This is a genomic window from Pleurocapsa sp. PCC 7319, assembly GCF_000332195.1.
In the GTDB taxonomy this organism is placed as follows: Bacteria; Cyanobacteriota; Cyanobacteriia; order Cyanobacteriales; family Xenococcaceae; genus Waterburya.
The window spans coordinates 1905233-1919912 of the sequence record NZ_KB235922.1 but is presented as its reverse complement, the minus strand read 5'-3'; the positions used below and the strand labels follow the sequence as shown (position 1 = coordinate 1919912).

Genomic DNA, 14680 nt, shown 5'->3' with positions numbered 1-14680 from the left:
TTTTTTAGTTTTGATTACACTAAGGAATAAGCATTTCAACTTAGATTGCTTCGTGTGTCAGCTATACTAAATGTTGTCTAGCTAAATAAAACACAAGTATATTAAGAGCGACAATTTTTTTACCAAGTATCTACTGTTATCTAAATTGATTAAGATGCTCTATCAAATCAAAAAATTGTTTTTTAATCTCTTTACTTTATAATTACGTGCAATCTGATAATTTGTAAAATATTTATTCTTTACAATATTGATTAGCTCGACTTATAGTTAGTGATGACGAAAAACTTTTGTAGTTTATAAAAATTGATAAAAATATTGTCATAATATAGATGAATATCAATATTTAAGAAATTTAACTTTATCTAATAAAGTTAATCAAAAAGAAAAAGTAGCTCAAATTCAGTCTAACAATATTAAAATTGATTTTATTTTCACTTTTATCGATTTAATATAAAATATTGTTTAAGTATAAATGCTTATGGTTGGTATTTTTAAAATTAGCTTGAATGAAGGCCAAATATTTACATATCTAAATATAGAAAGATAATTAGATAGAAAGATAATTATATAAATCAGCTCTTTGTACCATCTAAGTCCTATAAATAAGAAATTATTGACAATCAAATAAGTAATTCCTTTGATAAAAATTGTACTTTTTTAACACTTTAGAGTTACTATCTTTTTAGTGAAGGACTGATTACCAATGGGCAAAAAGTACCGATGTATGTCTTAGCGCAGTTAAACAGCCACGGCAATGGAGTGGCGGGTTGACTGGCTGCTCATCCGGATGCGTGGAGTCAGCCACCCAGGATTCGAGACCACGCTTGCCTGCCGTCCTGACCCCTAAGTTCTGATTAAGGAGAAATTACAACGTGGATTTTTTGTCCGATTTCTTGACGCTCTTCCTGGATAAGTTGCAGTCTCCGACACTCGGCTTTCTGATTGGTGGCATGGTCGTTGCTGCCGTCAATAGCCGACTGCAAATTCCAGATCCGATCTATAAGTTCATCGTCTTCATGCTGCTCATAAAAGTCGGCCTGAGCGGCGGCATTGCGATCCGCAATGCCAATCTAGTGGAAATGCTGTTGCCCGCATTGTTCGCCATGGTAGTGGGAATCCTTATCGTGTTCATCGGGCGCTACACATTGGCCAAGCTGCCGAAAGTCAAAACCGTGGATGCCATTGCGACCGCCGGCTTATTCGGGGCCGTGAGTGGTTCTACCCTCGCTGCCGGCCTGACGATACTGGAAACGGAAGGCATCCAATACGAACCCTGGGCCGCCGCACTTTATCCCTTCATGGATATCCCAGCGCTTGTGACTGCGATCGTTGTGGCCAGCGTTTATCTCAGCAAGCAGCGCGTTACCGCAGACGAGTCTCTCAGCAAGCAGGAGTATCTCAGCAAGCAGCGCGTTACCGCAGGCGGGTATCCCAGCAAGCAGGGCATTACCGCAAGCGGGTATCCCAAGCGCGATAGCGCAAGCAATCGGGTCAAGATATGGCCCATCATCCAGGAAAGCCTCCAGGGCTCTGCCCTATCGGCACTGCTGCTGGGCCTCGCTCTAGGCATACTAACCCGACCGGAAAGTGTCTATGAAAGCTTCTTCGATCCCCTCTTCCGCGGCCTGCTTTCGATACTGATGCTGGTAATGGGTATGGAGGCCACGGCAAGGATCGGCGAGCTGCGCAAGGTGGGCCAGTGGTACGCCCTATATGCCGCGGTGGCACCACTGCTGCATGGGTTCATAGCCTTCGGTTTCGGCATGATTGCCCACTTCACCACGGGATTCAGCCTTGGCGGCGTCGTGATCCTGGCCGTCATCGCCTCCTCCAGTTCAGACATCTCAGGGCCGCCCACTTTACGAGCCGGTATCCCTTCGGCCAATCCTTCCGCCTACATCGGCTCGTCCACAGCCGTCGGCACGCCGATTGCACTTGCCGTCGGAATACCGCTCTTCATCGGGCTCGCCCAGGCGCTGATGGGCAGCTAACCCCAGACGGGTCGCAACCTACCGGTGTTCCCCTAGCCCAGCGACCAACGTGGCGGCTAGATCGGAGCGATCGCGCGCGGTGCTGCCGTTTTCCTAAGTTTCTATAATAGTTCAATGAATACACACATCAGGAGGTAACCAACATGACCCAGCAAGCCTGCAAGCTCGTCATCGTCACGGAAAAGTTGCTGCTGAAAAAGATCGCCAAGATCATCGACGAAGCCGGAGCTAGCGGTTATACGGTGGTGGATACTGGTGGTAAAGGTAGTCGCAACGTGCGCTCGTCGGGACAACCTACCATTTCCGACACCTACTCGAATATAAAGTTCGAGGTGCTCACCCGGAATCGGGATATAGCCGTGAAGATTTCGGATGAGGTCGCAGCGCAGTTTTTCGACGATTATTCGGGCATCGCCTATCTCTGTGACGTGATGGAGGTACTGCACGCGCACAAGTTCTAACTCAAAACCCAGCCGATCAAACCAAAAAAGTCGGGGTCATGCTCCGGCCTTTTTGGTGGCCGTGTTTAGATTTTCAACTCATTAGCTATTTAGGTACGCAAATACTCGTTGATAACTGGTTTGTCTGGTGGACTAATATCTGAAGGTAAGTCCTTTAAATTAAAGAAGCACACTTCATACCCTTCTTCTTTATTTACTATAGGGCTACCTCTAAATTGCCGTGATATATAAGCAGCGACTACATTGACAATAATATCTCCATGAGGATATTGATAAATTAGTTTTTGTCCTGAAAACAAACCAAACCAATTTAGCTCATCTAACTCTAAGCCAGTTTCTTCAAATGCTTCACGTTTAGCAGTTTCCTCTAAAGATTCTCCAATCTCCATACTGCCACCTATTAACCCCCAAGATTGATTATCTTTTCGATGTTGAAGCAATAGACGATTTTGTTGGTCAAAAATTAACACGGCAGCACCAGGAACAATTAGGGGTCGATGTCCGACTAATGCCCGAAGTTCGCGAATATAACTCATGTATTAATTACCTGACAAATTTTATTCTGGACAATACTTAACTGTTCGGGACTTGCTGAAACTGAGCGTTCTGGATTTAGTTCGTTATTCGAATTAACTGGAACAAGATGAATATGAACATGGGGAACACTAAATCCTTCAACGGCAATACCTATACGCTTAGATTCCATAGCTTGCTGAATATGGGGGGCAAGCCATTTCACAGTTTGCCACATAGAATTATATAGCTCATCTGGCAAATCAAAAATATCATCTATTTGCTGTTTAGGAATTAGTAGTGTATGTCCTGGATTAATGGGATGAATATCAAGAATAGCAATAAATAAATCGTTTTCCCAAAGTCGAAAGGCTGGCGATTTGCCATTAATAATTTTGGTAAAAACTGAATCCATTATTTTTGAGGATCGATAAAGTTTGCCACGACTACCATTGGTATCATGGATAGCATTGGCAGCAAACAGATGAGCCCTTGATTTAAATTTAATGCTACTGTTTCAAATAAGACATTCATCTGAATCCCCGCAGTTTGACAGGCATGAACTGCAGCGATCGCTTTTTGTTGAGTTAATATCATCTCTACCAGTTCTTCTGTTGACAACTGGCTTAATTTTTCTCGGTTTTCTGGTGAAGTTTGCTTGCTCATTTCTACTTCCACATTACCGATACTTCTTTGTTTCTTCAACCCCCACCTGAATCCTTACCACCTAAGTCCTACGAATAAGAAATTATTGACAGTTAAATAAGTAATTTCTTTGATAAAAATTGTACTTTTTTTAAATTTTAGAGTTACCATCTTTATATAGGCATAAATCAATGTTTTTTCTTTTTTAATTTACTTTGGTCTATGGTCATAATGAAGAGTTTTTTATAACTAATACTTTTTCAATTGTTTTTTCAACAATGTATCTCTTTTTGAATCTATATATTTTAAAAATACAAGGACACCATCATGAATAAGACAAAGGCGAAACCATCCACAGGCGAAGGGTGGGCTGTCCATGTTTACGATAGCGATCGCTACCTGCGGTTTACTCTAGAGCCTTCACATATTTGGGCGTTCAGTTGGGGCATTGGGGTGGGTATTCTAGTGGCCATTGTGTGGTCTGCCCTTTATAGCGCGTCCCATAGCTTCTCAAGCAATAGCAAGCATTTAGTAAACCTTTCACCAACTCCTGAATCCAGCTATAGAGAGGGCTTAAGCACTGAGCCTACCAGTTCATTCCCCTTCGGGATAGATTGACTATTGGTCACATTTAGATATGACTCAAGCTTAAGTCATAACCCTAGATTATCAATCGGATAGAATAATACGTCTCAAATTCTTGGAATTTGGTCAGCTTTTACGCAGCTAATGGAATTAAAATGAACTACTCATCCCTGCTGACGTGAGGGATGAGTTTCTGGCTTCGCTGGGTGCTGCCTGACCTAAGATCGTATAGCCGTACAAAGTTACGTTAGGACAAGTTTATTTGATTGCTCGTAAGTAATGAGTAACGAGTAACGAGTAATGAGTGTCCTAATAAAAGTTCGTAGTGCTATATCTACTGACCATGTTTGAGCAAAGCGGCAAATAGTACGCCCAGGAATCCAGCAACGCCCAAAATTTGCTTGTTTTTGCTGTTGTCACCCTCAAGGAGGATCAATAAAGTTTGCCGAGACTGCCATCGGTATCATGGGTAGCATTGGCAGTAAACAGATGAGCCATTGATTTAAAGTTAGCGGTATTGATTCTCCACCATTGACAGGCATGAACTGCGGCGATCACTATTCTCTATGAATGAAAGAAACACTCGAAATCAAAAAGCTTGATTTTATAAAGGTTTCGGCTCGTGTTTTTTGAGAGTTTCACGTACAATCAAAACTGAACAAGGAGCATGATGGGTCACATAATTACTCACGCTGCCCAGAAACATTTCTTTGGCACCCGTGAGACCTCTACTACCCACTAAGATCGTTTCTACTGACCATGTTTGAGCAAAATCGCAAATAGTACGTCCAGGATTACCAAAATCTTGAGTAAATTCAGTATTGACTCCTGCTGTTGTTGCTTCTTGGACAAGCGATCGCAACGCTTCCAATCCTCTTTGTTTAAATTTCATCGAGACTCAGCGTCCCGATGATGAGTTGACTTCGTAAAAACAGACAGTTCTAACGAGCTAGATTGAGTAATTCTTTGGGAGATGCCAACAGATCGATCGCCACAAAGAAAATTTTGTTTTCCGAATTAAGCAAAAATCGCCAGGACATATTCATACCTACACCAGCACCAAACCAAGGAGTTTGGACTTTTCCTGTGACTTTGATTTGAGTATAACCATCCCCAGCAGGTTCAGAAACACCGCGCTCTGGAGCTAGTTTGAGATTGGGACACTCTTCTTTGAAAAATTTTAGTACCGCATCCTTACCGACAATTGGTCTTTTAAAAGGAGGTTGCAATGCACCATCGGCAGTAAATAATTTGATTAACTCGTCAAAATCATTAGCATTCAACAAGTTCATATAGCTCAATACAGTGGAATTGGTCACACCAGCAATAGCGACTTTAGTTCGCTTAGACATTTCTGTGGGAGGAGCAACAGGCTCGCTAACTCTGGTAAATTCACCCATTTTACTAGTATCGAATCCCATATTTACAATAGTTTTATGTAGTACCGTAATTTGTTGACCCGAATCTAGCCCGATTAGTGTTTGCAATACCGCATTGGCATTGGCGGAAAGTTTATATCCTTCAGGAATAGGAGCTACGATTCCCTGTTCCATCCATTCTCCTAGTTGATACCAGAAACCAAGCTTGATATTAGGAGTCCAAGTAGCATAAGTACGGCAAATTGTGGTATCTGCATGATTTGCTAAATCGCACATTACCTGAGATTGCTCTTGGAAACTCATTTTTTTGATTTCATTGAGAGTAGGCTCGGCAAATTCCATATTTACAGCTCCTGAAGCAGCAACGGTAATAGTTTTAGCTATTTCCAGGTAAGCAAACCAAATCCAGGCTAATCGGTCTTCTGCACTGAGTTGATTAAATCGAGCTATTAATGCTGGTACTGCATTAGCAGATAAGGTATGGGGAAATATGTTCCGTGGAGTGCTGAGAGTAAATGACATAGATGACCTTCCAAGAAGTTATCGTGCAATTAAATGAAAAACGTTGATGATTTGAAACGCTGGTTTTTTATGAATTTATTTTGATTATAGTAAACTTTAATTGCAGATTGCAAAACTATCCTTTACATAGAAAGCAATCTATGGTAAGACAACGGTATCAAAGATTGCTTGTTTTTGCTGACCGCGCCCTTAAGCTGGATCAATCGAATGTGCTAAGACTGCCATCGGTATCATCGGTAACATAGGCAGTAAACAAATTAGCCATTGATTGAAATTTAGTGGTGCTGTTTCAAATAGAGTATTCATTACACCCCACTGACTGAAGACAATTTGTAGGGCAACAGCAGCAATGATACCGACAATCAGGATCGGTGCTTTGATGATTGGCTCTGCCACCGCCCCTCGGGCGATCGTCGTCGTTCTCCCTCGTAGATAATTAGCTATACTTGTCCCCAATTGACTGATACTTAAAAGATAGATAATTCTGGCTGCTACGAGTGATTGGATTGCCATTGTGCGAGCAACCATAATATCTCCTGTAGTCGATTTAGCCCACTCAAACATCCCAAAAATCAAAATCCAGTTAAACAGTGACACGGCTAAGATTCGCCAAAATAATTTGCGGGTGAGCAAGGGTTGATTAGGATTGAGTGGAGGCTGTTCCATCATTCCTTGAGATTTAGGTTCAAATGCCAGGGGAACAGTCATAGTAATGGAGTTAATCATGTTAAGCCATAGTACTTGCAGGGAGAGAATAGGTAAATCTCTTGCTAACAAGGCACTGATCAGAATAGTCATTGATTCCCCACCGTTAACGGGTAAAAGAAAGGCGATCGCTTTTCGTAGATTTTGGTAGACGGTGCGTCCTTCTTCGACCGCAGCTTCAATCGAGGCAAAGTTATCATCTGTCAGCAGCATATCAGCAGACTCTCGTGCCACTTCTGTTCCTCCTTTTCCCATGGCAATCCCAATATCTGCTTGCTTGAGGGCAGGAGCATCATTGACCCCATCTCCAGTCATCGCGACAATTTCTCCTTTAGACTGGAGTGCTTCTACCAATCGGAGTTTTTGAGCGGGAGCAACCCTGGCAAATACAGAACCATCTTCAACTGCTTGAGAGAGTTCGCGATCGCTCATTTTCTCTAACTGTTTGCCTTCAAAAGCTAAAACCCATTTGGTCTTTTCGATGCCCATCTTGCGGGCGATCGCTTGTGCTGTAGTGATATGATCGCCAGTGATCATTTTTACCTGAATTCCCGCAGTCTGACAAGCATGAACCGCTGCGATCGCTTCTGGCCTGGGTGGATCGATCATTCCCTGTAATCCCAGAAAAATTAAGTCTGTGGCAATGTCATCATGATCTATTGAATGCTGATGAGAAGCCGTTTTCTTTTTGGCAAAGGCTAAAACTCGCAATCCTTTTCGTGCCATGATTGCTACTGCTTGCTCGATCTGCGGGCGTTCAAAAGCGATAATCTCACCATCGGTCGCGATCGCCTGAGAACAACGACTCATCAATGACTCGACCGATCCCTTTACGTAAATTACAGGGGCAATCCCATCATGTAAAGTTGCCATGTATTGATATTGAGATTCAAAGGGAATCGCGTCTAATCGCGGTTGTGAAATTGCTAGACTAGATTGGCTAAGACTAGCTTTTGCTGCTGCTGCGATCAATGCGCCTTCGGTAGGATCTCCGATAACGGACCAATCTTCTCCTGTTTGCTTTAACTGAGAATCATTACAGAGTATCCCCGCTACCAGACATTGTTCTAAACCTGGAGGTAATCCATCCTCAAAAGGACTTCCTCGCTTACCATCGATTGCCTGACTGATCTCTCCTTTCGGACTATAGCCACTGCCACTGACTGCATAATATTCGTCTCCCACATAAATACTTTGTACAGTCATCTGATTTTCTGTCAATGTTCCTGTTTTATCCGAACAAATAACAGTAGCACTCCCCAAAGCTTCAACAGCAGGTAGTTTACGAATAATGGCATGACGACGTGCCATGCGGTTAACTCCAATTGCTAAGGTAATGGTAACTACTGCGGGTAGCCCTTCAGGAATCGCACTAACTGCTAGAGCAACAGTAGCTTCAAACATATAAAGCCAAGATTCACCCTGTCCCAACCCGATCGCAAAAGTTAAGGTTGCCAAGGTTAAAACTGCGTAGAGTAAAGTACGGCTAAATTTGGCAAACTTTCGAGTGAGTGGAGTAGTCAGACTGACTCTCTGTTCCATCGATTGAGAGATTTGACCGACTTCGGTGTCATTTGCCGTGGCGACAACTATACCTTTGCCCTGTCCAAAAGTGATAAAACTCCCCGCATATGCCATGTTTGTCCTTTCTGCGAGGGGTGTATCTGATGGTAAGGGTTTTATTGATTTATTTACTGGAACAGATTCCCCTGTTAAAGCCGATTCATCCACCTGCAAACTACGCACCTTTAGCAGTCTCAAATCTGCGGGAACTTTATCCCCCGATGCCAACAAAACTATATCTCCTGGTACTAAATCCTGGGAGGGAATCCGTAGAATTTGTCGTTCTCGTAATACGTTGACTTCTGTGGTTACAGTTTTTGCCAGAGAAGCGATCGCTCCTTCTGCTTGGGCTTCTTGCACATAGCCTATTACGGCATTAATTACTGTAACGCCCCAGATCACGGCTGCATTTGTCCATGAACCTAAGATTGCTTTGATCGCTCCTGCTAGCAATAGAATATAAAGCAAAGGTTGATGAAATTGCAGCAGAAATCTTAGCCACGCTGGTTTACCTGGCTTGAATTGCAGTTCATTCCAGCCATACTTTTCGTAGCGACTAGCGACTTCTTCTGGGGATAAGCCCACTTCTAAATTGCTACTAAAGCATTTGATAACCTCCCGTTCGGAAAGTTGATAATAAGAGTTCGATCTTAGTTGTACTTGCACCATATTCTCCAATTAATTGGGTAAAACAGTTATACGGATTCTCTAAATGGTGAATCTAAAGTCATTAAATTAACTATTTAAATCAATTTCTTCAGGACGCTTGCCCGCTCTTTGGCTTGCGGTTGGTAAGTCATGGGGGTCGACAACGCCTTCGGGTAAATAGGCAAATTCTCGTAGTGGAGTTACCATCGGGTCTTGAGTAACTTTATAGGGCAATCTCCCTAGGGCAACATTATCGTAGTTCAACTCATGTCGGTCGTAGGAAGCTAGCTCGTATTCTTCAGTCATTGACAGACAGTTAGTTGGACAATACTCCACGCAATTACCACAAAAAATACAGACACCAAAGTCAATACTGTAGTGCTTGAGCTTTTTCTTTTTCACTTGGCGATCAAATTCCCAATCCACTACGGGAAGATTAATCGGGCATACTCGAACACAAACTTCACAAGAGATACATTTATCGAACTCAAAGTGAATTCGACCTCGATAGCGTTCCGAGGGAATTAGTTTTTCATAGGGATATTGAACTGTAACGGGGCGACGCTGCATATGGTCGAAAGTAACAGAAAGTCCTTGACCAATATTTTTTACTGCTTGAAAGGTTTCTTTGGCGTAATTACTAACTGGTTTGAGAATATTAAACATCGTTTTTTCATTACTGTTAAAAACAGTTAGCTACTAAAGTGAACAGGATGAATACTCGGCGCGTAAGCTTCAATCACACTGCCGTCGATAGTACGCATCTTCAGAAGATAATCACAGGTTGAACATTCAGTGTGGATAAGTTGCTGATTGAGATGAAAACCAGATTTCGATACCTCGCTATGGTTGTAATAATGGCGGGTGGCAACACTACCACAGTTAGGGCATCGAACTATTTGGGTCAAGGAAATTGTCTGCATTAGAGAATTCTGGGAATCAGTGATACATTGCCATCATGATTTGAGCGCCGCAACGGTTATTTGAGATGCGATCGCCCAAATGATTGTATTTAAAGCACTGGCAAATATTGATGAGAGTTCAGCTAAAACAATTGGCAAGCCGCGATCGCTATATTTAGGAACGGCGGGATCTAAAGGAATATAACCAAGATAAGGAACTCTTATTTTAGACGTATGTTTTTCACTGTCTCGAATTTCACACTTGCGCTTAAATGTATTAGGAGTAATTTTATCGCTCATATTTTCTACTAAACCGATAACAGGCTCGCTTTAAAATAGATATTCTTTCGAGTCCGAATTGCCATAGAGACGACGTAACTTATTCAATGCTCGTGCTCTAATTTGATTGATTTCTTCTCGACTCAAATTGAAAATCTGAGCAACTTCCGCTGGGGTCTTGATTTTTCCATCATCAAGACCATAACGAAGACGGAGAATATTTTGTTCTTGAGAATTAAGACAGCCTAAAATACTCTTTACTTCTTCACGCATTAATTCTTTTACCATCCACTCTTCTGGCGTGAGAATATCTGATTCAATACACTCTTCTAGTGAGCGAGAATCTTCTTCGCGAGCAACAGGAATTTCTAGAGAAAACGGCGTTTGGAATACTTCAAGCACAAATCTTAGTTGTTTTATATTCATGTCAAGACTTTCCGCTATCTCTGCTTCGCTGGGCTGACGTTGTAGTTTCTGAGACAATAGTTTGAACGTTTTCTTGATTTGTGAGAGTTTATCGTGGATATGAATGGGCAAGCGGATGGTTCGAGATTGTTCGGCAATAGCTCGCATGATCGCCTGACGAATCCACCAATAAGCATATGTAGAAAACTTACAACCCTTATCAGGATCGAATTTTTCAGTGGCTCGGATCAAACCCAAATTACCTTCTTGGATCAGATCCTGAAATGAAAGCCCGCATCTGAGATATTTTTTAGCTATAAACACTACTAATTTCAGATTAGACTTGACCATCTTGTTTTTAGCCTGACGACCTATCAGCAAACGACGACGAAAAGCAGTTAGAGACATATTTGCTGCTTGAGACCATTCTCGATCGCTTGGCTGCCGTCTTATTTTCTGACCTAGCTGCTGGCGAATCTTTTCCAATTGATGCAAATCAGATACTTGGCGACTGAGTATAATTACTTCTGCTCCACTCAGCGGTTGAGTTCGACCAATTTCTCGTAAATAATCTTTTACAGAATCTTGGGAATGATTTGGTTTCTGAGTTTTGGCTTGAGAATAGCCCGCTTTAATTTTGACTAATCGTTTTCCACGATCAGTAGTTTGTTGGTTAATAATTTTGTCTTGGTTTTCTCGAACAAACAAAAAATTGTCTTCATTTTTCCCGTGTTGAGTATTTTTGGGTAAGTCGTTAGCGCATATCATGATCCATTTATCAAATTGCCTACACGATTTGTGTGCATAAGTACGATTCAGATTGATTACAAACTCAGAGGATCATTAATATCTTGACTGCTTTCCTCACTCCAATTCTCTGAGTTGATCGACTGCCGAAAATTCTATAAAACCAATAATCTTTAATGCCTGAATAAGTTGTAGTTTAAAAATTTGGTTGTCTGAGATATTTAACGGCGATCGCCTTCAACGGATTTCGATGAAGTTTTTGTGCTGAGTCTTCATCCTAACATAGGTAAAAATAAACTTGTTTTTGAAAACCATTGATTTTTATCTATATATGATTAACTTCAGAAAAATATATCGCATCTAAGCTAATCCACATTTAACTTGCATATTTATTAATTAGGAAATAAACCGGACAATCCTCTCCCCATCCCCCTATTTTCCCATCTCCCCATCAGCCTCAACCAATAAATTTGATGTTGACCAGCTTACTAGCCTTCTTTCTGCTCGTTTACCTCCTCACTAATACCTAAAATAATTATCAAAACAATCATAATTTGAGCGATTGCGCGGAGCGCACCAGCAGAGCTGATCGCCTTGACTGGGCTCGTCTGAAATAGAAATGTATGAAGACAATATTTTAAAAAAATTATTGAAATAAATTATCAATAAACTGTATGATAGTTGAGAGGTCAAGTCCTCATATCTTAACCTGTTAGGAATTGGGTAGATAAAGAATCCTAGTTCCTAATTCTCTACTCGCAAAATCAAATCTAAATTGACGAAAAGTTGCGTCAGTTTATGCTAGTTTCAGCTATTCATAAAGTTATTTTTAATTTCGCAACTATATTACCTACTAAAGTTTTGCAATCTTTTAGCGACATGTCTGACTCTCGAACATTAGTCTCTACTAATACTCAGATAAAAAATAAAAAAACTCCTATTTGGAGTCGCCCAACATTTTCACCAGAACATGGAGTTATCTTAGTCTTATTTGGCTCATTCTTGACTGGCGCAGCTTTGGCACAAAGATGGACTTCTTCAACAACTTTAGCTCTAATTTGCGCTTTTTTTACTTTGCAAGTAGAGCATCCCTATGTAGTCCAAATTAAATTACGCAAAAACTGGAAACTTCGCTATTTGGTTTGGGGAGGAGTCTATAGCTCAATTGCTTTATCTTTAGCTATCTTTCTCTGGCTTCAATCTTCGGTATTATTATGGCTCTATATTTTAGTAATAATAGGATTTATTGTTGATGCGATCGCTGTAATCAAAGGCAAACATAAATCCAGGGTAAATGAAATCATTGGTTTTGCAACCATTTGTCTATCTGCCCCCTTAGCTTACGGAGCAACTACAGGAAGTCTTTCGATGGCAGCAATGGCGATTTGGATACTTAACACTTTGTTTTTTAGTAGTGCAGTGTACACGATTAAATTACGTCGCAAGAAAACCGCAGCTTTTAAACCAGGGGTGATTTATCATTGTACTGCGACTCTAATTGTGATTAGTCTTTATAGTCTCGACTATTTATCCTTAGTTACTGCCCTATCTTTTACACTAGCTTTAATCAAGCTAGTCGTAGTGTTTGGGTGTAAAGAATGGTATCGTCAAGCCAAATTTCACTCGATAGCCATCTTCGAGACCCGCTTCGCTCTACTCTATATTGCGATCGCATCTATTAGCCTTCTACCTGCTCATTTACCCCCTAACTAATAACCAAAAATAATTAAGTTGTTTGAGAACAGATGAGGAAGACACACCGCAATATTAAAAATTATTAGCATTAACTTAATTTTTTTCTTCTCATTAGTGGTATATTATTTTTGATATTGTTGAAAATTTTTCTTAAAAACTTCTTCATTTTTATGACACCATAAGTCAATCTGAGGAAATTTCTAATTCTCACTCATCTCAGTTTAAATGAATCAACAAGTAATACTCGAACTCAAAAACATAATCAAACTATTTCCTCAAAGTAAAGATATTGCAGTAGATGATGTGAGCCTGAGTTTACATCAAGGAGACTTACTTGGATTGGTAGGTCCTTCGGGTTGTGGTAAAACTACATTATTAAGAATAATTGCTGGTTTTGAGAATTTATCTCAAGGAAAAGTATCAATAGCAGGACAACTAGTTAGTGACAAATCCCACTGTCTTCCTCCTGAAAAACGGAATACAGGTATGGTTTTTCAAGACTATGCTTTATTTCCTCATCTAACAGTTAGAGAAAATATTGCTTATGGTTTAAAAAAACAAAAAACGGAAGGGAACCAAAGTATATTTGGTAGGAGTTCTTTGACTCAAAAACAAATTAAATTTAGAGTCAGAGAAATTTTAGAATTAGTAGGACTTGAGGGAGTAGAAAAACGTTATCCTCATCAACTATCTGGAGGTCAACAACAGCGGATATCTCTGGCTAGAGCTTTAGCCCCCCAACCTGCATTAATTTTATTAGATGAACCTTTAAGTAATCTTGACGCTCAAATTCGCCATAGATTAAGGGCTGAAATTCGTTCAATTTTAAAGGCTGCCAATACATCAGCGATTTTTGTAACTCATGATCGCGAGGAAGCACTGGCAATTTCCGATCAAATTGCTGTCATGCGTCAGGGTAAGTTAGAACAAATAGGAATGCCAGAAACCGTCTATTCTCAACCTAATTCTCCATTTGTGGCTGAATTTGTGACTCAGGCTAACTTCCTTCCTGCGAATAGAATCGGTCAAGTATGGGAAACAGAAATCGGCACAGTGCCTCTTTCCACTGCTAAAAAGACCCTCGATTGCGATCGCGCAAATTTAATGCTTCGTCAAGAGGATATTGAACTTGTTCCTGACGAATATTCGGGAATAGTAGTAACAGAAAGACAGTTCTTAGGTAGAGAATATTTCTATAGTTTGGCAACTCCCTCTGGGCAAAAAATTAATGCCCGTACTACCTTAAGTAACGTAATTGAGGTGGGAACTAAAGTAAGCGTATCCATTATTACTGCATCTAAAGTTTTTCCTTTTTCTTCTTGGTGACTTCTCCACACCCAAGTCAATGACTGAATCTTGGGTATGTTGTCTGATGCGATCAAACATAATAATATCTTGATCGCTCGCTATCAACCTAAGACCACTTCTTTTCTATCTAAAGTTTTAAAGTAACAGCTTGAGGCTTGTATCGTTGTGATTCGATATCTTCTTCAATTTCAATCTCAGGTGGAGTAACAATACGAAACAAGATTCTACTTAAGGCATAAGCCAAAAATATAGTTGCGATCGCCAAAACAAATCGAAAAATCAGGCTACTGGGACGTTTCATAAAATTTTATAAGTAACAAATGATCGCTCAA

16 protein-coding genes are annotated in these 14680 nt (G+C 40.8%); 4 read left to right on the top strand and 12 right to left on the bottom strand.

All coding sequences use genetic code 11. The annotated features are described in order from the left end of the window. Nucleotides 1–872: 872 nt before the first annotated feature. Together PLEUR7319_RS0112645 and PLEUR7319_RS0112640 are read left to right on the top strand one after the other, a co-directional pair. Nucleotides 873–1991 carry a sodium-dependent bicarbonate transport family permease gene (locus PLEUR7319_RS0112645; protein WP_019505594.1) on the top strand — a complete coding sequence of 373 codons (1119 nt, stop codon included), beginning with the start codon at nt 873–875 and terminating at the stop codon, nt 1989–1991. A gap of 143 nt (nt 1992–2134) precedes the next feature. Next, entirely contained in the window at nt 2135–2452 is a 318-nt protein-coding gene (locus tag PLEUR7319_RS0112640; protein ID WP_019505593.1) for a P-II family nitrogen regulator, read from the top strand. 89 nt (nt 2453–2541) lie between these two features. On the opposite strand, the gene PLEUR7319_RS0112635 is transcribed toward PLEUR7319_RS0112640, so the two are convergent. The 11 genes from PLEUR7319_RS0112635 to PLEUR7319_RS0112595 form a co-directional block, all read right to left on the bottom strand. Next, nucleotides 2542–2988, bottom strand: a complete 447-nt coding sequence (locus PLEUR7319_RS0112635) for an NUDIX hydrolase (RefSeq protein ID WP_019505592.1) — start codon at nt 2986–2988, stop codon at nt 2542–2544. Further along, nucleotides 2985–3380, bottom strand: coding sequence for an HIT family protein (locus PLEUR7319_RS0112630; RefSeq protein WP_019505591.1), 396 nt, complete (start codon nt 3378–3380; stop codon nt 2985–2987). The genes PLEUR7319_RS0112635 and PLEUR7319_RS0112630 overlap by 4 nt, the downstream gene beginning before the upstream one ends. Continuing rightward, entirely contained in the window at nt 3380–3670 is a 291-nt protein-coding gene (locus tag PLEUR7319_RS0112625) for a hypothetical protein (protein WP_144054297.1), read from the bottom strand. Before PLEUR7319_RS0112625 ends, PLEUR7319_RS0112630 begins: the two co-directional genes overlap by 1 nt. A gap of 957 nt (nt 3671–4627) precedes the next feature. After that, the gene (locus PLEUR7319_RS43110) at nt 4628–4753 is read right to left on the bottom strand and encodes a hypothetical protein (protein ID WP_256380633.1); all 126 of its coding nucleotides are present in this window, start codon (nt 4751–4753) and stop codon (nt 4628–4630) included. Between the two features lie 46 nt (nt 4754–4799). Continuing rightward, nucleotides 4800–5087, bottom strand: a complete 288-nt coding sequence (locus tag PLEUR7319_RS35170) for a universal stress protein (protein ID WP_019505589.1) — start codon at nt 5085–5087, stop codon at nt 4800–4802. A gap of 49 nt (nt 5088–5136) precedes the next feature. Then, nucleotides 5137–6096: an orange carotenoid-binding protein gene (locus tag PLEUR7319_RS0112615; RefSeq protein WP_019505588.1), complete on the bottom strand. Its 960-nt coding sequence runs from the start codon at nt 6094–6096 to the stop codon at nt 5137–5139. A 189-nt stretch (nt 6097–6285) separates the two neighbouring features. After that, entirely contained in the window at nt 6286–9033 is a 2748-nt protein-coding gene (locus tag PLEUR7319_RS0112610; RefSeq protein ID WP_019505587.1) for a cation-transporting P-type ATPase, read from the bottom strand. Nucleotides 9034–9099: 66 nt separating this feature from the next. Further along, a complete protein-coding gene (gene ndhI / locus PLEUR7319_RS0112605) occupies nt 9100–9678 on the bottom strand; it encodes an NAD(P)H-quinone oxidoreductase subunit I (protein WP_019505586.1) in 579 nt (192 codons plus the stop codon). A 26-nt stretch (nt 9679–9704) separates the two neighbouring features. Then, nucleotides 9705–9935: a hypothetical protein gene (locus PLEUR7319_RS39355; RefSeq protein ID WP_237743566.1), complete on the bottom strand. Its 231-nt coding sequence runs from the start codon at nt 9933–9935 to the stop codon at nt 9705–9707. Between the two features lie 33 nt (nt 9936–9968). Further along, nucleotides 9969–10232 carry a P-loop NTPase gene (locus PLEUR7319_RS0112600; protein WP_256380660.1) on the bottom strand — a complete coding sequence of 88 codons (264 nt, stop codon included), beginning with the start codon at nt 10230–10232 and terminating at the stop codon, nt 9969–9971. Nucleotides 10233–10244: 12 nt separating this feature from the next. Then, complete coding sequence (locus PLEUR7319_RS0112595; RefSeq protein WP_019505584.1) at nt 10245–11366, bottom strand: sigma-70 family RNA polymerase sigma factor; 1122 nt, start codon at nt 11364–11366, stop codon at nt 10245–10247. Between the two features lie 858 nt (nt 11367–12224). Between PLEUR7319_RS0112595 and PLEUR7319_RS0112590 the strand changes: the two genes are divergently transcribed. Together PLEUR7319_RS0112590 and PLEUR7319_RS0112585 are read left to right on the top strand one after the other, a co-directional pair. Further along, complete coding sequence (locus tag PLEUR7319_RS0112590) at nt 12225–13058, top strand: YwiC-like family protein (protein ID WP_026102477.1); 834 nt, start codon at nt 12225–12227, stop codon at nt 13056–13058. 207 nt (nt 13059–13265) lie between these two features. Further along, nucleotides 13266–14366 (top strand): ABC transporter ATP-binding protein, encoded by a 1101-nt coding sequence (locus PLEUR7319_RS0112585; protein ID WP_019505582.1) that lies wholly within the window; start codon nt 13266–13268, stop codon nt 14364–14366. Between the two features lie 109 nt (nt 14367–14475). Here the strand turns inward: PLEUR7319_RS0112585 and PLEUR7319_RS41275 are convergent, their stop codons facing one another. Next, complete coding sequence (locus PLEUR7319_RS41275; protein WP_019505581.1) at nt 14476–14649, bottom strand: hypothetical protein; 174 nt, start codon at nt 14647–14649, stop codon at nt 14476–14478. Nucleotides 14650–14680 lie beyond the last annotated feature (31 nt).